The sequence below is a fragment of the Actinomycetospora endophytica genome, from assembly GCF_021026375.1.
GTDB classification, from domain to species: domain Bacteria; phylum Actinomycetota; class Actinomycetes; order Mycobacteriales; family Pseudonocardiaceae; genus Actinomycetospora; species Actinomycetospora endophytica.
In genome coordinates, this window is sequence record NZ_JAJNDB010000001.1 from 105,374 (window position 1) to 125,734 (window position 20,361).

Annotated in this window: 21 protein-coding genes; 2 read left to right on the plus strand and 19 right to left on the minus strand. The window is 73.0% G+C overall.

All coding sequences use genetic code 11. The features are described from left to right. Positions 1 to 95: 95 nt before the first annotated feature. On the plus strand, positions 96 to 449 hold the full coding sequence (locus tag LQ327_RS00525) for a hypothetical protein (protein WP_230729567.1): 354 nt from the start codon (positions 96 to 98) through the stop codon (positions 447 to 449). 627 nt (positions 450 to 1,076) lie between these two features. On the opposite strand, the gene LQ327_RS00530 is transcribed toward LQ327_RS00525, so the two are convergent. The 4 genes from LQ327_RS00530 to LQ327_RS00545 all read right to left on the minus strand — a co-directional run bounded on the left by LQ327_RS00530 (position 1,077) and on the right by LQ327_RS00545 (position 5,783). Next, the gene (locus LQ327_RS00530) at positions 1,077 to 4,325 is read right to left on the minus strand and encodes a bifunctional cytochrome P450/NADPH--P450 reductase (protein ID WP_230729569.1); all 3,249 of its coding nucleotides are present in this window, start codon (positions 4,323 to 4,325) and stop codon (positions 1,077 to 1,079) included. After that, a complete protein-coding gene (locus tag LQ327_RS00535) occupies positions 4,322 to 5,056 on the minus strand; it encodes a hypothetical protein (RefSeq protein WP_230729570.1) in 735 nt (244 codons plus the stop codon). Before LQ327_RS00535 ends, LQ327_RS00530 begins: the two co-directional genes overlap by 4 nt. A 14-nt stretch (positions 5,057 to 5,070) precedes the next feature. Next, complete coding sequence (locus LQ327_RS00540) at positions 5,071 to 5,247, minus strand: hypothetical protein (RefSeq protein WP_230729571.1); 177 nt, start codon at positions 5,245 to 5,247, stop codon at positions 5,071 to 5,073. Between the two features lie 371 nt (positions 5,248 to 5,618). Next, positions 5,619 to 5,783: a hypothetical protein gene (locus LQ327_RS00545; RefSeq protein WP_230729572.1), complete on the minus strand. Its 165-nt coding sequence runs from the start codon at positions 5,781 to 5,783 to the stop codon at positions 5,619 to 5,621. 277 nt (positions 5,784 to 6,060) lie between these two features. On the opposite strand from LQ327_RS00545, the gene LQ327_RS00550 reads away from it, so the two are divergent. Beyond that, positions 6,061 to 6,786 (plus strand): dienelactone hydrolase family protein, encoded by a 726-nt coding sequence (locus LQ327_RS00550; RefSeq protein ID WP_230729573.1) that lies wholly within the window; start codon positions 6,061 to 6,063, stop codon positions 6,784 to 6,786. Here LQ327_RS00550 and LQ327_RS00555 read toward each other — a convergent pair. From LQ327_RS00555 to LQ327_RS00625, 15 genes are all read right to left on the minus strand, one after another. Further along, the gene (locus tag LQ327_RS00555) at positions 6,783 to 6,977 is read right to left on the minus strand and encodes a hypothetical protein (protein ID WP_230729574.1); all 195 of its coding nucleotides are present in this window, start codon (positions 6,975 to 6,977) and stop codon (positions 6,783 to 6,785) included. The genes LQ327_RS00550 and LQ327_RS00555 overlap by 4 nt on opposite strands. A gap of 948 nt (positions 6,978 to 7,925) precedes the next feature. Continuing rightward, positions 7,926 to 8,495 carry a hypothetical protein gene (locus tag LQ327_RS00560; protein ID WP_230729575.1) on the minus strand — a complete coding sequence of 190 codons (570 nt, stop codon included), beginning with the start codon at positions 8,493 to 8,495 and terminating at the stop codon, positions 7,926 to 7,928. A gap of 146 nt (positions 8,496 to 8,641) precedes the next feature. Then, on the minus strand, positions 8,642 to 9,124 hold the full coding sequence (locus LQ327_RS00565) for a DUF5666 domain-containing protein (RefSeq protein ID WP_230729576.1): 483 nt from the start codon (positions 9,122 to 9,124) through the stop codon (positions 8,642 to 8,644). Positions 9,125 to 9,270: 146 nt separating this feature from the next. Further along, positions 9,271 to 9,429 (minus strand): hypothetical protein, encoded by a 159-nt coding sequence (locus LQ327_RS00570; protein WP_230729577.1) that lies wholly within the window; start codon positions 9,427 to 9,429, stop codon positions 9,271 to 9,273. Next, entirely contained in the window at positions 9,420 to 9,704 is a 285-nt protein-coding gene (locus LQ327_RS00575) for an alpha/beta hydrolase family protein (protein ID WP_230729578.1), read from the minus strand. The genes LQ327_RS00570 and LQ327_RS00575 overlap by 10 nt, the downstream gene beginning before the upstream one ends. Positions 9,705 to 9,855: 151 nt before the next feature. Next, positions 9,856 to 10,080: a twin-arginine translocase TatA/TatE family subunit gene (locus tag LQ327_RS00580; RefSeq protein WP_230729579.1), complete on the minus strand. Its 225-nt coding sequence runs from the start codon at positions 10,078 to 10,080 to the stop codon at positions 9,856 to 9,858. 35 nt (positions 10,081 to 10,115) lie between these two features. Next, on the minus strand, positions 10,116 to 11,450 hold the full coding sequence (locus LQ327_RS00585) for a DUF1501 domain-containing protein (RefSeq protein ID WP_230729580.1): 1,335 nt from the start codon (positions 11,448 to 11,450) through the stop codon (positions 10,116 to 10,118). Continuing rightward, a complete protein-coding gene (locus tag LQ327_RS00590; RefSeq protein WP_230729581.1) occupies positions 11,447 to 12,799 on the minus strand; it encodes a DUF1800 domain-containing protein in 1,353 nt (450 codons plus the stop codon). The genes LQ327_RS00585 and LQ327_RS00590 overlap by 4 nt, the downstream gene beginning before the upstream one ends. Positions 12,800 to 13,120: 321 nt before the next feature. Continuing rightward, positions 13,121 to 14,038 carry an MBL fold metallo-hydrolase gene (locus LQ327_RS00595; RefSeq protein ID WP_230729582.1) on the minus strand — a complete coding sequence of 306 codons (918 nt, stop codon included), beginning with the start codon at positions 14,036 to 14,038 and terminating at the stop codon, positions 13,121 to 13,123. Next, positions 14,035 to 15,075, minus strand: coding sequence for an amidohydrolase family protein (locus LQ327_RS00600; RefSeq protein WP_230729583.1), 1,041 nt, complete (start codon positions 15,073 to 15,075; stop codon positions 14,035 to 14,037). Before LQ327_RS00600 ends, LQ327_RS00595 begins: the two co-directional genes overlap by 4 nt. Beyond that, positions 15,072 to 16,055 (minus strand): fumarylacetoacetate hydrolase family protein, encoded by a 984-nt coding sequence (locus tag LQ327_RS00605; RefSeq protein ID WP_230729584.1) that lies wholly within the window; start codon positions 16,053 to 16,055, stop codon positions 15,072 to 15,074. The genes LQ327_RS00600 and LQ327_RS00605 overlap by 4 nt, the downstream gene beginning before the upstream one ends. Then, a complete protein-coding gene (locus tag LQ327_RS00610; protein WP_230729585.1) occupies positions 16,055 to 17,239 on the minus strand; it encodes a cytochrome P450 in 1,185 nt (394 codons plus the stop codon). The genes LQ327_RS00605 and LQ327_RS00610 overlap by 1 nt, the downstream gene beginning before the upstream one ends. 11 nt (positions 17,240 to 17,250) lie before the next feature. Next, the gene (locus LQ327_RS00615; RefSeq protein ID WP_230729586.1) at positions 17,251 to 18,186 is read right to left on the minus strand and encodes a VOC family protein; all 936 of its coding nucleotides are present in this window, start codon (positions 18,184 to 18,186) and stop codon (positions 17,251 to 17,253) included. Between the two features lie 41 nt (positions 18,187 to 18,227). Then, positions 18,228 to 19,352 carry an FAD-dependent monooxygenase gene (locus LQ327_RS00620; RefSeq protein ID WP_230729587.1) on the minus strand — a complete coding sequence of 375 codons (1,125 nt, stop codon included), beginning with the start codon at positions 19,350 to 19,352 and terminating at the stop codon, positions 18,228 to 18,230. Continuing rightward, a complete protein-coding gene (locus LQ327_RS00625) occupies positions 19,353 to 20,315 on the minus strand; it encodes a fumarylacetoacetate hydrolase family protein (protein WP_230729588.1) in 963 nt (320 codons plus the stop codon). Positions 20,316 to 20,361 lie beyond the last annotated feature (46 nt).

Genomic DNA, 20,361 nt, shown 5'->3' on the forward strand with positions numbered 1-20,361 from the left:
TGCTCGCGGCAAGACCAGGGCTCAGGTGGTCCCTTCTTCGTGGCAGCTGACACCTCAGCCACGGCTATCCCGCCAGGATCACGGGGCCACGACCGGTGCTCCTGTCCTGCGCGCCCGGCGAGTACCACACCCTGGCTCTCGACGCGCTGTTCGCGGCGCTGACCGAACATCAGATCTCGGTGCAGTTCCTCGGGCCATCCGCTCCGCTGCCCGCCTTGCTGCACGCCATCGAGCACACCCAGCCTCTCGTGGTATTCGTCTGGGCTCAGCGCACCGCGACCGCGCAGCCGACCGCGCTGCGTCGGCTGGTCCCGCACACCACCGCCGTTGCCGCCGGACCCGGATGGAGCTCCACCCGGCTACCCGCCCGTGTGCGCTGGATCAACTCTCTCCCCGAGGCAGTGGCCCTGGCCCGCGAGGCCACCCCACCAGACCCCGACCCGGTGTGAGCAGCCGCTTCGCGGGTACCTCGACTTGCCGGGCTTGTCGCTGCCTCTAACAACCCGTCCGGCGGCCGGCTCCTGCATTGCCCTGTACGCGGCCACCTCCCCCGACGCCCGCGGCGGGCGCCTCTACGGACCGAACGGCCTCGGTCACCTCGGTGGCGCCCCCGCCGAACAGCGCCTCTACCGCCCCTACACAGCACCGACGACGCCGAGCGCGGCTGGCAGGTCACCGAAGAACTCACCGGCGTCCCCTTGAGCGCCACCGAACCCACCCACAGCGGCGACGCGCCCGCGGCGCGGCGCCCAGAACGGCACTGAGCGATCTTCGGCCGCCAGTTGCGCCCGACCGACCCCGACGACGCCGTCGGGACCCACCGCGCGCTGGGCGCTCCTCGATCAGTGACGTGGCTGCGAACGATCGGTTACCGAACTGAGGTTCTGTGACCCGAACGTTGTGGGGCGTTGCCACGTCCGCCTCCGGGCTCGATGGATGTGCACGCTGATCGGCCTGCAGCGTCCTCGCTCTCCCCGGACCGTCGGATGCGGTCGGTCCGATTCCGAGGGTCGTCCAGGACGGGGACGGGGGCGGCGTCCACGACGGCGTCGAGCGATGTGCAGCTCGCCGCCGCCTCAGACCACCGCAGTCTCGCCCCAGATGTCCTCGAGGTAGCGGTTCGACGTGCGGAGGCCGGCGAGCCAGGCGTTGCCGTCGGCCTCTCCCGCACCGGTCTTGGCCCTGAACACCGCAACGAGAGCCGCTCGCACGCCCGGCGCCATCGTCGAGGCGTTGCCACAGACGTAGATCACGGCATCGTGCTGCATGGCCTCCCAGACGCCGTCGGCGGCGCCCTCGAGAGCATGCTGGACGTAGCGGTACCGGTACCCGGACACCCGCGAGTAGGCGGGGTACAGCGTGGCCACGCCGGCCTTGTCGAACGCGGCCAGCTCGTCGGAGTAGAGCAGGTCGTCCTCGGGGTCGCGGCACCCGAGGAACAACAGCGAGCGGGCGATCGGCACGCCGTGGGAACGCAGGGACTCGCGCTCCTGCAAGAAGCCGCGGAAAGGCGCCATGCCCGTCCCGGCCCCGACCATGATCATCGGGACGTGCGGGTTCGCCGGCGGGCGGAAGGTGATGCTGGGGCTGCGAACGAACGTGAACACCGTGCCGCCCTCGGGGACGTCGTCCAGGTGCCCGGAGCACACGCCGCGGTAGATCGTGCCGTCGCCGGCGCGGGCCGGGCCTTCCAGCACCCCGACGGTCAGTGCGACGTCCGAGGACACCTGGGGCGATGAGGAGATGGAGTAGAACCGGGGCCGCAGCGGGGGGAGCAGGTCGAGGAACTCGGCGAACTGCAGGTTGCACTCGGGGTGGGCCTCGAGCAGCTCGAGCAGCGTGCGGCGGGGCTTGGCGATCTGCTCGCGGTAGCGGGCCCTGGCCTCGTCGTCGACACCGGCGAGCCCCGCCAGGTCGTCGCGGTCCGGCCCGTCGGGCATCGACGCGGCCATGGCTGCCAGCCCGGCGCGGCCGGCCACGTCCTGCAGCTCGACGCAGCCGACCAGGATGCCCAGCAGCGGATAGGGCTCGCCGACGGGCAGGTGGGTCGGCGCGCTGCCGTTCGCGGTGAGCGTGGCGAACTGGCCACCGTCGAGCCCGAATCGCGCGAGGGTCCGGTTCACCAGATCGATGGGGTTGCGGGGTAGGACGCCCAGATGATCGCCGGTGGCATAGGTCGTGCCGGTGGGCAGCGCGATCTCGAGGTGGCGCACCGAGCGCCCGCCCGGCGTGCCCGCGCGGGCGGTGAGTTCGCGGTTGATGCGCACCGTGGCCGCCTGGCCCCGGTAGGACTGCAGGACCGGGCTGGCGGTCCGGCGCTGTTCGAGCTGCACTGCCAGCCGCGGGCCGGCGCCGGCGCCGGCGGTCGCTGACGCGTCGAGGCCGAGGGCGGCGCCGAGCCCGTCCCACAGCCCGCGGTACCAGGCCTCGAACTGGGAGTCGAAGTCACCGCGCTGATCGCCCTCGCCGCGGGGGTACACGCGGGTGGCGCCCTTGGCCTCCAGGCCGGCGTCGACGCGGGTGGGCACGGCCTGATACGTCGCGGCCCAGTCGCGGTTGCCGCACCCGAAGACGGTGTACTTCACGCCGGTCGCCGAGGCCGACCCGCCGTCCAGCCAGGCGCAGAACTTCGCGGCGTTGTCCGGCGGCTCCCCGTTGTACGACGAGGTCACGACGGCCACGGCGCCCTCGGTCGGCAGCTCCCCGACCGCCTCGTCGAGCGCCGCGGTGCGCGCGGTGTAGCCGCGGTCGCCGGCGTCGCGGGCGATGCGGGTGGCGAGGTCCTCGGCGGCGCCCAGGTTGGATCCGAACAGCACCAGCAGCGGGGTGCCGTGCCGGTCGGCGGGGGCGACGGCCAGGGCGGGCGCGCGGGGCTCGGCGGCGACGCCGGCCGTCGGCCGCGGCGCCGACCCCCGGGTACGCCCCTCGCGGGGCCGCACGGTGATCGTGAGCCCCTCGGGCTTGATGGTCAGGGACTCCTTGATCTTCAGCTGGTAGTCCGCGTGGTCGACCAGCTCGAAGCGCTGCAGCAGCATCCCGAGCACGAGGGTCGCCTCCTGCAAGGCGAACTGCCGCCCGATGCAGGCCCGCTGCCCGGAGCCGAACGGTCGGTAGGCATTGGGGGGCAGCGCGTCGAGGCGTTCGGTGGCCATGTGGTCCGGGTTGAACTCGCGAGCGTCCTCGCCCCATACCTCCGGCAGCCGGTGCAGCATCGGGGTGAGCGCGATGACCCCCGTGCCGGGGTCGAACGGGCCGTACCCGCCGACGGTCTCGCCGGGTGACCTCGGCTGCCGGGTGAACGCGGGCGCGGTCGGCCAGAGGCGCAGGGTCTCGTCGAGGATCTGCCGGACATAGCCGAGCTGACCGATCTGCGCGACGGTCGGGGCCGCATCCGGGTCGGTGCCCAGCACGCGGTCGACCTCGTCCTGGGCGCGGGCGACGACCTCGGGGTGCTTGAGCAGGTAGGAGATCGCGAACGAGAGGAGCCCGCTCGTGGTCTCGTGGCCGGCGATGAGGAACGTGCCGCACTGCGCCACGATGTTGTGGTCGGGCAGCGTGTTTCCCTCTTTGTCAGTGCCGACCAGCATGTGGCCGAGCAGGTCGGTGCCTGGCTCGCCGGAGGCGCGCCGCTCCTTGACGATCGCGTCGATCGTGTCGTCCATGTACTTGGAGTTGGCCAGGAAGCGTCGTTGGGCGCCCCGACGGAGCTTGATCTGGATCGGGAGCATCCGCTGGCGCTTGACGCCCTCGGTGAGCGACCCCAACATCGCCTCGACGAACGGGTGCGGGGTGTCGCGGTAGAACGAGTTGAAGCGGTACCCGAACCCGCACAGCGCGATGGTGTCGAGTGTCAGCCGCGTCATGTCGCCCGCGACATCGATCGGCTCCTCGGGGTTCAGACGCTCCCACTTGAGCATGAGTTGCTGGGCGATGTCGACCATCGGGTCGACGTAGCCCTTCATCGCCCAGGTGCTGAAGCTCGGCAGCAGGATGTCGTGGGCGGACTTCCACAACGGATCGGTGGTGTCCGCCGTGAACAGGCCCGCGCTCTGGTGGGTCTCGCGCAGCTGGCGCTGGCCGGTGCCGACGAGCTTGTCGAAGCGGGCGTCGTCGCAGACGTCCTGGACCATCTCGAGCCCGGAGACGATGTACATCGCCCCGGCGGGAGTGTGGAGCTGGAAGATCCGACCGTATCGATCCGCCAGCTCCATCACGCTCTGGATCAACCGCTTGGTGTCGATGTCGCGGGCGTTGCCGACCACCGGCAGCGGCTTCGGACCCGGGATCTCGGAGAGCGGGTGGGTGGGACGGTCGGTCGTGGTCACGGTGCGCTCCTCGGTAGTCGGGGCGTGGTCTCGCTGGTGGCGTCGGGGAGGGACTCCAGGTCCTTCGACGCCTGTGCGTCGACGGCAGGGGTGGCGGAACCCGCGGCGTTCTCACGGCGCTCGTGGAGCACGAGGGCCACCGAGATGAGCAGCACCCATACGGGCAGGACGAGCAGGCTCGCCGGCTGGTAGGTCGCGGTGAGCAGCAGATAGGCCCCGCAGAGGTACGCGATCACCGAAGGGAGCTTTCCCAGCACCCCGGCGCCGCGGAGCAACGTGGTGGTGGTCAGCGCGAACATCCCGGCCCCGCGGACGGAGAACACGAAGACCAGCCCGTAACCGAGGGCAGCGAGGGCGCGGGCGGTGTCCGGCGCGACGACCGGCGCGTTCGCGATGACGCTCCCGAACGCGGGCGCCGCGACCGCGGCGGTCCCCGCGAACAGCATGCTGACGAACAGGCCGACGGAGAGCAGGTTCAGGCCGTTCGCCATCGCCGACGGCACGTGACCGATCGCGTCGAGCACGGACCGGACCGCAGTCGCGAACCAGAGGAAGGCGATACCGGCGAGCGGCACCAGGTAGAGCCCGACAGCGACGATCAACGAGTCGCCGTTGCTCGCGTAGAACGCCGTGTACACCGCGTCCGGGGCACCCAGGTGCGGCCCCTTGTCGATCAGCACGAGGGCGGCGACGAACAGGCCCGAGAAGACAACGCCCGTCACCGCAGCCACCCGCGCCGAGGCTCTCATCGCGCCCGCCCGCCCGCGCCGATCGGAGCCGGACCCGACCCAGGTTCGAGATCCTCCAGGATGCGGAGCAGGTCGAGCGTGGAGGAGAACGGCTCTTCCCGGCCGGCCTCGGTGATCACGGCGCCCTCCAGACGACCGTCGGCGGTACGGGACACATCGAGGAGGAGACGCATGTGCCGACCTCCTCCCCGTCGGCGTCGACCGTAGGGCGAGCCCAGCGTCGAACACCCCGGCCGACCTTCCAGTCGGACTTCCAGTCGGCTTGCCGTCACTTCCGGGGGCGCCCAGCGAGCCCGCGCCGCCTCCACGTACGCCATCGAGCAGTCCCCTCTTTCGTGACCCAGGTCACAGCGTGGGGTGAACTGTCAGGCCTTGTCTACGGGCCGTCGAGCATGGATATGCACCGACGCGACCGTCCGCTCACGTGCATCGACCGATGGGATCACGACGGCCCGCACCCCGGACCCGACCGGGGATGCCCCGTCCGGCGCCCCCGGCCCCCCGTCCGACCACCGCCCTCAACCGTCCCTCCTCCCCCCGACGATCAGCGCAGGCCGGGGTCGCGCGAGAGCAGATCGATCGCGACGATCGCCGCCGCGACCAGCCCGACCATCCGCACGTTGTCCCACCCCGAGACGGTGGCCAGCCCGAGCGCGGCGACGGCGACGACGGCGAGGAGCGCGACGGCCACGTTGCGCAGGCGGCTCATGACGGGCCGGCGGCGGGTCGCCCGCGCGTCACCAGCTCCATCATTCAAACGATCGTACAAGCATGCCTCGGCATGTGGCGGGCACGTCCGGCGACGACGCCCACGGCCGCCCAGCGGGCCGAGCGACTCGATGGGACGACATCGGCGAACTGATCGCAGATCCGGTCGGATCGCCGGTCGATCCCATCATCAAGCGCGCGAACACTCGCTCGTTCGGCGGTTGTTTTCGAAAAATGGAAATGCTATTGTGCACTTCCTTCGTGGGATTATTCTCCGAATGAGGCGTCTCCCGATCGAAGAATTCCTCGCCTATCGCGATGTCGACACCACACTGAACGGTGTCCTCGTCAGCCCGCCCGGGCCCGCCGCGCAGCGCGTACCCCTCGTGCTGCTCCACGGCGGGGCCGGACTCGATGACCACGCCCGGGCGCAGGCCCGCCGGTTCGCCACGCGAGGGCACACCGTACTGGCCGCCGATCTCTACGGCCCCGGCGTGGCCAGCAACCGCGACCGAGTGCTCGCGACCATCGCCGAACTACGCGGCGAGCCCGGGCGCCTCGCCCGCCGGGTCGAGGCCGCCGTGGCCACCATCGCCGACCTCCTGGCCACCCCGGCCGAGTCGATCGCCGTGATCGGTTTCTGCCTCGGCGGCATGGCCGCACTCGAGCTCGCGAGGGCGGGCGTCGCGGTGTCCGGAGTCGTGAGCGTGCACGGTGGCCTCAGCACCCCACGGACCGCATCACCGGGTGAGGTGCGCAGCCGCGTGCTGGTCTGCCACGGCGGCTCCGACCCCCACGTCTCGCCCGGCGAGCTCATGGCCTTCGTGACGGAGATGACCGCGGTGGGCGCGGACTGGCAGCTCGTCGTCTACGGCCGCGCCCACCATGGCTTCACCCATGCCCACGACGACGGAGGCACCCCCGGCGTCGCGTTCGACCCGGTCGCCGACCGACGCGCCCATGCGATCATCTGCGACTTCCTCGACGAGACGGCCCGGTGCTAGTCGGTTCCGGCGACGGACCCGTCCGGGAAACCTGTTTCGTCGGGACGCTGATCGTTGGTGAACGGGTCGGACGCGTCGTTGTGCGGGCCGCCGGGCCCGCCGGTCTCGCCCGGCTCAACCGCAGCCTTGATCTTCTCGGCCGCCTCACGCGCCTTGTCGGTCAGGCTCGCACCGTCATGCTCCTCGATCATGCCCTGCGCTTACCCGACGTGCGCCGAACCACACCCGCCCGAATTCACCGCCACCCGCGGCAGCAGCGGCGATCGATCGTAGAGCCCGACGACGTCGGTGACCTTGGCGACCAGTTCCGGGTCGCCAGAGGATGTGGAGGTCTACGGCTCTGGCTCGGCGACGGCGCGACCATCTCGAGAGGTCGAGGCCGAGGTCGGGAACATCGGAGACGGCCGAGGTGGCGGGCGAGCAGACCGGCGACGGTGTCAGGGACCGTCCGGCTGCGGACCATCTTTCGGGCCTGGGGGGCCGCCAGGCCCGGCCCCCGGCCCGGGTGGGTGTGCCGCAGGACCGGCCCCGACCGCCGACGGCGCGTGGCCGGGACCGGCCGCGGGCCCCGGGGGTCTCGGCCCGCGGCCGGCGTGCGAGCCCCTGGACGCTCCGGGTACCTCGGCGATGGTCGACGTCCGGATAGCCGGCGAGCTCGAAGTCGTCGATCGGGTCGAGATTGGCGACGACGTGATCGGCGCCGGCGGAACCGACGTCGGGACGGCTGAGGGGCCGATGGCGGGGAGCCCCGCGGCCGCTGACGAAGCCGGGCGAGCGGTCCCGAGCGCAGCGACCGTCACCGTCCCGGCCGCGAGGAAGACCCCGGCTGCCGCGACAGCCAGGCGCGGCCATGTCCAGTTCGACCACACCCGTCGGACGAGCTCCAGGCGGGCCACCCCGAGATACACAGCAGGACCGTATCGCCCGGTGACTTCAGCGCGAGCATCAGCGCGTCGCGAGGTCGCCGGGTACGGCTGCCCCAGCCGGCGAGGGCCGGCAGCACCGGTTCAAGCTCGGCGCCGCGGTCGGTCAGCCCATGGACCCGGGCACTGGTGGGCAGACCGAGGCTGTGGCGGCGCACGACGCCGATGTCTTCAAGCTCGCAGTCATTTCCCCGTCGAGCGCGGGCAAGAGGCCGGTCAGAAGCAAGGGGGCCGCGGAGTCGCGCCGGCGGCGGCGTGGTGGTGCTCGACGGCTGCGAGCTCGGCGACGCATTCGGTGGCCGTCGTGCCAAGGTGCGGACGCAGAATGCTCACCAGTTCCTCGAGGGCCCGGCCGCGGGCGCCCGGATCCGTCGTCGTGGCCAGGGCCAGCAGCGCGGGGACGCCCGGGCTCCACGGAGCTCCTGTCCAGAACGGCAGCGCGACACGCTCCCCCAGCGCGCCCCGACTTGCGATCGTCACCGCCTCCACCAGCAGCGCCGAGGCGCTCATGCTCTCCGCCTGCTCGGACGTGGTCGGATCCGGCGGGAAGACACACGGGTGGAGGACGGCGAGTCGTCGTTCGGCGTGGGCCAGCGCGGTGAGCAGCAGCGTGCGGACCGCGAGATCGGGCTCGCCCCGCATCCGGGCCAGCAGGCCACGCACCTGATCGTCGAGCTCGGCGTAGCTCCGCGCCGGGCACGAGCGCCCTGCGACACAGCGCGTGCGCCGGTCGGCGAGGCACCCCTCGGAGGGGCACGACCGCGCATCGTCGATGACGTTCCTCATGCGTGGCCTCCCCGTCGGCCGGGCGTTCAGGGTGGTCCCGATCGGCCCGCCGCCTCAGCCCCGTCGTGCCGGTGCTCAGGCAATCGTCAGGTCCGGCCCCGTCCCGGGGGGCGTCGCGTCCCGGGACGGGGCCGGAGCGAACGGCGTCAGCTCCCGCTGGGAGCCGGCGTGATCGGCGCGGCGGGGGTGGGCTGGGAGGACGGCGCCGACTGCGCCGCGGCCGGGCCGTGGTCGCGGACCCAGCGGGCATCGAGGGGGCTGTGGTCGGCGAGGGCGGCGATCCCGATCCGGTCCCCGACCGCCACGGCGCTGTCGTCGCTCTTCTGCTTGTCCTTGCGGACGTGGGTCTGCGGGGTCAGCGTGTATGTCTGGGTGTAACCGTCCTTGCTCTTGACCGTGACGCTCGAACCGTTGACCGCGGTCACCACACCGCGCTGCAGGTCGATCTTCACCACCCCGTCCTTCTTCGTGTTCTTCGAGAATTCGACATGCTCGCCGGGGTGGTGGTGGGGATGAGCGGCCGGCGCTGCGTCCGCCGCGGGCGCGGCATTCGCGATCCCGGCCCCGAGACCACCCAGCGCCAGCACGCTCACCGTCGTCGCCGCTGCCTTGGCCATCCAGATGCTCATCGTGAATCCCTTTCCTCGCGTCCGCCGTGGCGGTTCCCGCCGCGACGAGGACGACGATTCCTCGGATACCTGACAATGGACTGAGAACCGCGGGACACGGTCCGTGCGCTTCAGACAGCCTTCAGCGACCCGGAATTATTTTCAGGTCACGGCCTGGGATGGGCGTCGAGGAAATCCCAGATGGCGGTGGTGGCATCGAGCGCGGTGGACGGGGGATCGGTCGGTATCAGCCGTGACCGGCCTGAGCCGGCCGGCGCGCTTCCCGGCCACTGGTGCCCGGCGCCGTCGATCTCGATCAGCTCCACCGCGCGGCCGTCGGGGCAGCTGGAGACGGTGGTGTGGACGGGCCCGGCAGTGGTGGTCGACGCCCGACGCCATCCGGGTAGGCCACGAGGAACCCCGACCGGGCGGCCACCGGGTCCCGGCCGTACCGGGTCTCGGCTCCGCGAGCGCTACCGCCGCCCCCGTGGAGCATCACCACCAGCGCCGCCGGGGCGCGCAGCCCGGTCGGCCGGTACATCCGGAACGAGCGGGTCCGCCCGCCGACCAGCATCGTCCGGGTCGAGGATCCGACCGGCACTCCGCCGGCGATCGCCGTCCCCGCAGCGGCCGGCCCCGACCCGGCGTCGGACGCACCACTGCACTGCAGGCGCCGAGGATCATCAGGCAGCGCACCAGGAGCGACACCCCACCGCGACTGTGCCGTGGGAGATCACCGTCCCGGGACGCCGTCACGGCGCACGATCGCCCCCGGCGTCGGGGCCGGGCCCCGTGGTGTCGGGCGGAGCGGCGGACGCGGGGGCATCGTGGGTGAGTTCGCGTGCCTCGGCCCGCAGGATGCGGACCGTCTGGCCGAGCGCTCGGGCGGCGTCGGGCAGGCGGCGCGCTCCGAAGAGCAGCATGACCACGCCGGCCAGGATGAGCAGGTGCCATCCGGTGAGCCCGTCGTAGAGCATCGGTTCCCCCTCGTTCCCGGTGATTCGATCCTTGCTCAGGTCGTGAGCAGACGCGGCACCGGTGTACGACCGGGCCCGAGAACGCGGGTTGGGTCAGTGCCGAGCACGGCGGCCAGTGTCGTGGCGTAGAGGTCGCGGAAGTCGGTGGAGGCCTTGAGGTCGCCGTCGTCGAGGTCGGTGAGGCTGGGCTGCTCGCCGTAGAGCCCGCCCGCGACGGGGCCGCCGAGGAAGAACACCGGGTTGGCGGTGCCGTGGTCGGTGCCCTGGCTGGCGTTGGCGAGCACGCGGCGGCCGAACTCGGAGTAGACCACGGTGACGACCTGGCGGCCCGCGTCGCTGTTCTGCAGGCGCTGGACGAAGGGAGTCAGGGCCCCGTCGAGCTCGGTCAGCAGCCGTTGCTGGGTCCCGCGCTCGTCGGCATGGGTGTCGAACCCGCCCAACGAGACCGAGTAGACCCGGGTGGGCACACGGGCCTCGACCAGGGCCGCCACCGTCTGCAGCTGGTCGCCGAGCTGGGAGTGGGCGCCGCCGCTCTGTGCGCCCGCGGAGTTCCCCGCGTCGTTGCCGGTGGCGCTGCTCTGCTTGCGGGACGCGGCCAGGGTGGGCCCGAGTGTCTGCTCGACCTGCGCGAGATCGCGGCCCGACTGCGCCACCCGGGCGCGCATCGTGTCGTCACCGGGGTCCACCCCGGCCAGGGCCCGGAACGCTGCTCCGCTCGGCCCGGTGGGCAACGTCAGCCCGGCCGAGGGCAGCGTGGACGCCGCGGTCCGCTCCCCGGTGAGCAGCGGCGGCAGCACCGAGTCCATCGACACCGCCCGCAGCGGGTCGTCACCGGTGGCGTCGAGCCAGCGCCCCAACCATCCCGACCCGGTGGGCGAGGTCGGCGACGCGGTCTGCCAGATGGCCATCGAGCGGAAGTGACTGTGGTCGGGCTCGGGGTAGCCGACCCCGCGGACGATGGCGACCTGGCCACTGTCGAACAGCGACTTGATCCCCGCCATCCCCGGGTTGAGACCGAGTCCGTCACCGACGTCGAGGACCTCGGAGGGCTGGTAGGCCAACTCGTGCCGGTTGGACTGGTAGGCGGGATCGCCGGCCGGCACCAGGGTGTTGAGCCCGTCGTTGCCGCCGTAGAGGGTCACGACCACCAGGACCCCCTGGCCCGGCTGCAGCGGAGTGTGCGCCGCCCCGTGCAGCAGCGTCGACCACGGCACCTGCGTCGCCCCCACGGAGAGCCCGGCGGCCGCTGCGGCGACCCCGGACCACGCCAGGAAACGGCGCCGGGTCACGTTCGGGAGGTGCAGGCCGGGCAGGCGGCCGGTGGCGCGCCCGGAAGCCTCGGACGACTCGGCAGACTGGGGGCTGGTCATGTGCTGATCACGTACTCCGGGGTGAGGGCGGCGACCGTGAGCACCGACCGGGGGTCGCCGCCGGCCACGTCGCGCAGGGCGTCGGTGCTCCGCGGCCCGAACGCGTCGACACCGAGGACCTGGCGGGCCCAGTCGATCTGGGCGTTCGGCCCGGTGGGTCCGGGCGGGATCGCGGCGTGGGCGATGACGGCCTGGGCGAGAGCGAGCCGGTCCAGCTGCGCGGACGGCGTCAGCCACGAGGTGCCCCCCGGCCAGCCGCCCACGCTGGGCGGCAGGAAGGGGACCTGACCGAGGGCCTGCAGGTGCTGGTGGACCGGGTCCGCCCGGGCGGCCGCCGTCGCGGCGACGGGCCGGGCACGCGGCGCGGTGGTGACCGAGCTCGGGCGGGTGCCCACCGCCCGCATCAGCCCGATCGCCCACTCCACGGGCTGCTTGACCAGGGTGGTGGCGCTGTCGTGGAACGGCGCCGACGTGGCGATCGCCCGCAGCAGGGCGCCGAGGTCCCGGCCCGGCCCGTAGGCGGCGGTGAGCTGGGCGAGCACCCCAGGAGGCGGCGGCGTGGTCGAGACCAGCCTGAACCACAACCGACCGGCGACGAACGCGGCCGACTCCGGACGGGCGACGACCATGTTCACGAAGCTCGGCGCGTCGAACGCGGCGGTCTGGCCGAGGATGGTCTTCGGTCCAGTGTCCTGCCGGCGAGCGACGAGCCGGGCGGTCCCTGTCGACGCGTTGACCGTCCACCCGGTCAGCGCGCGGGCAGCCTCCCGGACGTCGGTCTCGGTGTAGTGGCCGACCCCGAGGGAGAACAGCTCCATGAACTCCCGGCCCAGGTTCTCGTTCGGCGACCCCACGCGGTTGGTCCGCCCGTCAAGCCAGACGAGCATGGCCGGGTCGACGATCATCGCCTGCGCCAGCGACCGGAAGTCCCCGCTCCCGAGGCGGCGCAGCGACTCGTTCTGGGTCAACAGGTACGCGGGCTGGTTCACCTTCTGGGCGCTGGTGGCGAAATGCCCGTGCCAGAACCAGGTCAGTCGTTCGGGCAGCGACCGCTCGGCGGCCCACATCCGGTCGAGCCACCACCGGGTCAGCGCGTTCTGGCCCTGAGCGCGCTCCTGCTGCGCGGCCTTCTGCGCCGGGGTGCCCGCCTTGCCCCGATTCGCGATCGAGGTCAGCGCCGGCGGCGGAGTGGCGGCGACGCCGGGGTCGGACGGCGCCGGGGCGAGCATCGCGTCCAAAGTCGCGGCGAACCCCTGCCCGACGGCGGCGGACAGTTCCCCGGGGCGCGCGCCGAACCCGAAGCGGTCCAACAGACGCCGGGTTGCCACGGCGTCGGGCACGACGGTCACGGGCGAACCATGGCGCGGCCGCCCCGGCGCGACCCAGGCCCGGTCGCGTCGCCTCAGCCACCCTTCAGAAACCCGTCACCGACCTCATGACCTGCGACGACGATCCGGCCGCGGTGCGTGTGGGCCTGCACGCCCTGCGTGACCTGCACTCACTACCGACTGCGGTCAGCGACGGTGGTCTCGAAGCGACTCTCCGGGCCAGCCTGATCCACCATCCCTCGGCCAGCGCCGGCGCGTCGCCATCCGCATCGCGGCACCGACATGATCGTGTTCGAGCTCCACGCCCTCCCGGTCGCCCGTGACTGACCCGCCCTCCGGACGTCAGGCCCGGCAGTGCAGCGGGCGACCGCCGTTGAAGGTGACCATGTCGCGGAACGCGCCCACCACGTCGACCTCCCCGGCCCCGACCTCGGCGTAGGCGCGGTGGAGGTTGCCGACGATGCGCTCGGGCTCGCTCCACTCGGCGAACCGGCCCAGGTCGCACTCGCGGGCGGCCTCGAGCGGCGTGAGCCCGGCGTCCCGGCCCCGGCGGGCGACGTCCTGGACGAACCGCAGGTAGTCCACGGTCGGGGAGATCACCTCCGGTCCGCAGACCGGTCCGTGTCCCGGCACGATCGTGCGCGCACCGAGCGGAGCGACGATCGTCTCGAGGACGTGGATCGCACCCTCGATCGACCCGGAGAGCAGGAAGGGCGTCCCGCCCGCGAAGAGCAGGTCCCCCGCGAGGAGCACCGAGCGCTCCGGGATCCAGACGATCGAGTCGTTCGTGGTGTGGGCGGGGAGACCGACGTGCCGGACCTCGCAGCGCAGATCGTCGACCCAGAGGGTGATGCCCTCGGCGTAGGTCAGGAACGGCGGCGTGGACGGCACCGCCCCCTGGTCGAAGGGCTCGAACACCCCCTCCATCGGCGGCAGCGCGGCCATCGCCCGCATCTCGGCCCGGGTGGCCTCGTGCCCGACGATCGTGGCCCCGGGGAACCAGCTGTTGCCGGCCGTGTGGTCGGGGTGGCTGTGGGTGTTGACCAGGGTGTGGATCGGCGCGGGCGTGACCGACCGGATGTGCTCGACGAACGCCCGGGTGCGGGCCTCGGTGGAACTGGAGTCCACGGCGACGACCCCCGAGCGCCCGACGAGGAACGCCATGTTGTTGATCATCCAGCTGCCGTCGGGCTGGACGTAGGCGTGGAGCCCGTCCCCGAGGTCGACGTCGACGGGTTCGGTCGAGAGATGCGTGGTCACGCGGAGCTCCTCGTCGTGGTGTCACAGGCCGTCGGGAGCAGGCCGAGTGCCGCGGCGGTGCCGCCGGCGATCGCGTCCCGGTCCGCGGCCGGGAGGCCGGCCGCGTCCAGGCGGGCGAGCGGGTCGTCGACGCCCATGTCGAAGGGGTGGTCGGTGCCGAGCGCGACGCGGTCGGCACCCGCGACGGCGACGAGGTACCGCAGCGCCTCGGGCGTGTACACGAGCGCGTCGAACCAGATCCGGCGCAGCGCCGCCGACGGGGGCGCGGCGGCGGCCCGGTCGCCCGGCCGGGCGTGCCACGCGTGGTCCTGCCGGGCGGTCCCATAGGGGAAGAAGCCGCCGCCGTGCGCGGCCAGCACCCGCACGCCGGGCGCCGCCTCGAGGACCCCGCCATGCACCAGCCGGGACAGCGCGACCGTCGTCTCGACCGGGTTCCCGACGGAGTTGGACAGGTACCCGACGTCGAGCCGCTCGGCCAGGGTGCAGCCCCACGGGTGGACGAACACGACCGCCTCCGACTCCGAGGCGGCCGCCCAGAACGGGGCGAGCGCGGGGTCGTCCAGCTCGCGACGGGTGCCGTCGGGGCCGGCGACGAACGTCGAGATCTCCACGCCGCGCAGGCCCGCCGCGATCGCGCTCCGGAGCACCTCCACGGCGAGGTCGGGGTGCTGCAGCGGGGTGGTGCCGAGTCCGACGAGGCGCTCGGGTGCCGCCGCGCAGTGCGCGAGCACGCCGTCGTTGACCGCGGCGGCGTACCGCGCGGCGAGGTCGGGCCCGGCCCAGGTGTGGTGGATCGGCATGGGGCTGACGAGCTGGACGTCGAGCCCGGCCCGGTCCATCCACGCGAGCCGGTGCTCCAGCGACGTCAGCGCCGGGCCGAGCGCGGCGATCTGTTCCCGGTTGACGCGGGCCGAGGCCGGGCCGGCGGCGCGCGCCTCCACCGCGCGGGCCGCGGCGAGTTCGGGCTCGTCGGGGACGAGCGCCTCGGCGCCGGGGACGAGCAGGTGGGCGTGGACGTCGACCGTCGGGCTGGTCATGACTGCTCAACCCGATCGCCGGGACGACGACGCGGCCGGGGTCGGGCCCCCGGGATCGGCTGCGGCGCCACCCCGGCCACCACCCGGTTGGTCACCGTCCCGATGCCCTCGACCTCCAGCGACACCACGTCGCCCGGTGCCAGCGGCGGCAGCTCCTCCCGCGACGTCCCCCGGCCCCACAGCTCGGCGAGGCACCCCCCGTTGCCGCACGTCCCCGAGCCCAGCACGTCGCCGGGACGCACCTCGGTGCCCCGGGAGGCGTACGCGACGAGGTCTCCGAACGGCCAGCCCATGTTCGAGAGCAGGTCCTCGCCGACCACGCGCCCGTTCACCCGCGAGGTCATCGCGAGGTCGAGGAAGCCCTCGGCGTCCGGCGTGAACTCGTCCGCGGTGACCAGCCAGGGGCCCAGCGTGGTCGCGGTGTCCTTGCCCTTGGCCGGGCCGAGCCCGACCTGCATCTCGCGGCCCTGCAGGTCGCGCGCCGACCAGTCGTTGAGCACCGTGTAGCCCGCGATGTACGACGCCGCCTCAGCAGACGACAGGTCGCGGCCCGTCCGCCCGATCACCGCGGCGACCTCGAGCTCGAAGTCCAGCACCGCGCATCCCGGTGGCACCGGGACGTCGTCGTCGGGACCTGTCGTCGCGTAGGGGTTGGAGAAGTAGAAGGTGGGCGCGTCGTACCAGGCCTCGGGCAGGCCCGACTCCCCCGACACCGCCCGCCGCACCCCGTCGACGTGCTCCTCGAAGGCGACGAAGTCGCGCACCGTCGGCGGCTCGAGCGGGGCGAGCAGCCGGGTGTCCGCGAGCGGCACGGGGCGGGTCCGCAGTGCGTCCTGCCCGGCGGCGGTCAGCTCGCCCGACCGCAGCAGGTCCAGCAGCGAGACCCCGGTGGTGAGGAGGTGCACCCGCTCCTCGCCCGGGTCACCGACGACGACGCCGACGCGAGTGGCGCCCGCGTACCGCACGGTCGCGATCCGCATCAGACCTCCCGAACGGTGATCGGCAGCGCACGCATGCCACGGATGACCGGGCCGAGGGCGCGCTCGGCCGGTCCGGCCGGCGTGATCGACGAGCACCGCCGGACGAGCGCACCGAGGATCGCCTCCGCCTCGACCCGCGCGAGGAACTGCCCGGCGCAGTTGTGGATGCCGGCGCCGAAGGCGAGGTGGCCGGTGGGCCGGCGCTTCACGTCGAAGCGGTCGGGGTCGGCCCAGCGCCGCTCGTCGCGGTTGGCCGAGGCGAAGGGGAGCAGCACCTTCTCCCCGGCGGGGATCGTCACGCCGTCGACGTCGACCTCGCGGGTCGTCGTCCGGAAGAAGGCCGTGACCGGGGACTCCACGCGCAGGGACTCCTCGAAGGCGGGCCCGGCCAGCGACGGGTCGGCGCGCAGACCCGCGAAGGCGTCGGGGTCGCGGGCGAGCAGGTCGATGGTGTTGCCGATGCCGTGGATCGTGGTGTCCATCCCCGCGACGAGGTAGGCCGAGAGCAGCGGGACGACCGATGCGTGGTCGATCTCGCCGCGCTCCGCGGCCGCCCAGACCTGGGCGGCCCATCCGTCGGGACGGACCCGGTCCGGCGCCATCGCGGACCCGAGGTAGCCGAACATCGCGCCGACGGCAGGCATCGCCGCGGCGGCGCGCTCGTCGCGGGGACCGAAGCCGACGAAGGCGGCGTCCGCGTTGCCGACCAGGGCGTCTCGGCCCTCCTCGGGCAGACCGAGGAGATCCGCGACCACGTCGACGGGGAACGGGTAGGCCAGGTCGGCGGCGGCGTCGAAGCTGCCCCGCTCGACGCACGCGGCGACGAGGGCGTCCCCTCGGGCCAGGATGTCGTCGGTGAGCGCCCGCATCGCGCGCGGGAGCAGCTGGGACGCGAGCACGGTACGGAGCCGGGTGTGGGCGGGTGGGTCGCTCGCGATGACCGTGCCGCGGGTGTTCTCGTTGAGGACGGGGTCGAGACCGACACCCTCCGCGGAGGAGAACGTCGCGTGGTCGATGAGCGCGGCGCGCTGCTCGGCGTAGCGGGGGATCACCCAGGCCGGGTGGCTGGTGAGCCGGACCGCCGGGCCGGCCTCGCGCAGTGCCCGCCAGACGGGGTGGGGGTCGGCGAGGGTCTCCGGGGCGAACGGGTCGACCGCGGACGTGGGGACCGACATCGTCGTCATGTCGTGGCTCCTCAGACCGGGGGCGCGACGAAGACGCCGCGGTCGGGGTCGTTGAACGACTTCGTCGCGACGAACTCGCTCATCGGGTTCGCGGTGCCCCACTGGTCGGAGACCTGCGGGTCGGTGAAGTCGTAGAGATGAGGGTGCCAGAGGTCCTCGTCGAGGCGTTCGAGCTCCGTCGTGTACTCGACGGTGTTGCCGAGCGGGTCGAGGAAGTAGGAGAACGTGTTGTTGCCGGCCAGGTGCCGGCCCGGGCCCCACACCTTCTCGACGCCGGCCCGCAGCAGCCGTCCGGTTCCGCGCATGTACTCGTCGATGCCGCGCAGCTCGAACGAGGCGTGGTGCAGCGACACGTGGGGGCAGCGCGCGATCGCGAGGCTGTGGTGCTGCGGGTTGCAGCGCAGGAACCACATCATCGAACCCATGTGGGGGCTCGTCAGGGTGTCCGAGAGCCGGAAGCCGAGGTGCCGGTCGTACCAGGCGACGAGGGCCTCGGGCTGTGGCGAGTTGATGACGACGTGGGAGAGCTTCACCGGCACCGACTCGCCCTCCTCGACGCGTCGGTGCGCGCGGACCGCGACGTCGGAGGACACCTCGATGGTCCGGCCCTCGAGGTCGAAGAACCGGAAGCCGTAGCCGCCGCCCGGGGTCTGCAGCTTGTCCGGCGTGCTGACCAGCGTGACGCCCTGCGCGCGGAGCTCCTCGGCCAGCGCGTCGACGTCGGCCGCGGTCTCGGCGCCGAATGCGATGAGGTCGAGGCGCTTCTCGGTGTCGGCGCGCAGCCGCACCTGGTACTGCTCCGGCGAGCCCTCGGCGGCCAGGAACGCGATCCCGGCGTCGCTGCTCTCGGGGGACAGCTTCCAGAGGTCGGTGTAGAAGGCCAGCTGGCGTTCGTAGTCGGGCACGGCGAGGTCGACGTGCCGGAGGTGGGTGATCAGACGGTCCATCTGGGGCTCCTGGTCAGGCGAGCGAAGCGACGGGGTGCGGCTCAGGGCCGCTGCGCGAGCAGGGCGGAGACGCGGGCCATCAGGCCGGGGACGTCGGCGGTGCCCCCGGCCTGGGGCGGGGGTTCGTGATCGAGCAGCCAGCGGGCCATCTGGACCGAGGCCTCGACCACCGCCGTCGCCCGGGGACGGCGTCGCTCGCCGTAGGCGGTGAGCGCGGTGTCGAGATCGTCGTGCGCGAGGAGTTCCTCGACCAGTACGACGGCGTCCTCGAGGGCCTGGGCGGCGCCCTGGGCGAGGGTGGGTGGGCAGGAGTGGGCGGCGTCGCCGACGAGCACGACCCGCCCGCGGTGCCACGGCCCGTCGACGACGTGGTGGGTGAACCAGGTGTGGTTGACCCGGCCCGGCTCGGTCATCCGCTCCCGGATCTCGGTCCAGGGACCGCCGTAGTGCGCGGCCAGCTCGCGCATCGTCGCGAGCGACTCCTCGGGCGAGAGCCCCGAGCGGTCCTGGGCGTCCTCGACGAGGTACGCGTAGAGGGAGTCCTCGCCGGTGGGGCACCAGCCCGCGATGTAGGCCGCGCCGCCGTAGGTGAGGTCGGTGCGCGTGATGCTCGCCGGCCGCGACGTGAAGACCCGCCAGATGCCCATGCCGACGGGCTCGGGCCGCGCGGCGATCCCGATCGTCGCGCGGACCGTCGAGTTCAGGCCGTCGGCGCCGACGACGAGGTCGTACCGGCTCGTCGAGCCGTCCGAGAAGGTGGCGACGCCGTCGTCGAGGCCGGTGAGCGACGTGGACGTCCGCACCTTCGCCCCGGCCGCGGCGGCCGCGTCGAGCAGGATCCGGGCCATCTCCGAGCGGGGCATGCCGACCGTGGCCGGGAGGTCGGCCCCGCCGGTGCGGGCGTCGGGGATCTCGACGAGGACCGTGCCGTCGGGGGCACGCAGCCCGACGTCGTCGAAGGCGTAGCCGTGGGCCAGGACCTCGTCGAGGACGCCGAGCTCCCGGAACACCCGCAGCGCGTTGCCCTGCAGCGTGATGCCCGAGCCGGCCCCGGCCACGTCGGACTTGGCCTCGACGAGGTCGACGCCGATCCCCCGGCGCGCGAGCAGGATCGCGGTGGCCGCGCCGGAAGCGCCCCCGCCGACGACGAGCGTGGAGTTGATCATCTACGCCACCACCCGCGTGCGCTGCGCGCCGAATCCGACGGTCGAGCTCCGCTGCGCTTCGTCTCCGGGCCCGCTGATCGTCCCCGTCATGACGTCACCCGGTCGCAGCAGCCGGCCCCGGGCCATGCCGTTGCCGGCCGGGCTGCCGGTGAGCACCAGGTCGCCCGGGCGCAGCGGGGTGATCTCCGAGGCCGCGGCGACGAGGGACGCGGTGTCGAAGAGCATGTCCTTGGTGGTCTCGTCCTGCATCACCTCGCCGTCCAGTTCGAGGTGGATCCGCAGGTCGGCCGGGTCGACGTCCCGCGCGGGCAGCAGCCACGGGCCGAGCGGGGTGAACCCGGGCCCGTTCTTGCCGCGGAACCAGTCGGTGCCGATCTCGGGCATGTCGCGGCGGAACACCTGGTCCCGGGCGGTGAGGTCGTTGGCGATCGTGTAGGCGGCGACGTGGGAGAGCGCGTGCTCGCGGTCCACCCGGAACGCCTCGCGGCCGATCACCGCGGCGAGTTCGAGCTCCCAGTCGAGCTTGTCGGTCCAGGGCGGGATGGTGACGTCGTCGTAGGGCCCGGTGACCGCCGACGGCAGCCCGACGAACAGGTACGGCGTCCCCTCGGCGGCTCGGCGGTCCATCATCGCGGCGATCTCGGCCCGGGCCTGCGCCTCGGTGCGGGCGTCGTCGGCGGGGCGGTGCGCGACCGCGAGGTCGATGACGTGGGTGCGGTAGTTCGCGCCCGACTGCAGGACCTGGCCCGGCTCGAGCGGGGCGTGCACGCGCAGCCCGGCGAGCGGCTCACCGTCGGCATCGCCGAGAGCGTCCAGCCGGGGCAGCACGCGGTCCCAGTCGGCGAGCAGGTCCCGGGTCGTCGGGGCCTGGTCGGTGAGGTCCACGACCCGGTCGGCCGCGGTGACCGCCCCGGGGAACCGTCGATCGTCCCCGGGCCGCGAGAACGTGCCGAGCCTGTTCATGGGAATCCTCCGCGACGCCGTCGGTGCCACGACGACTGTGCGGCCG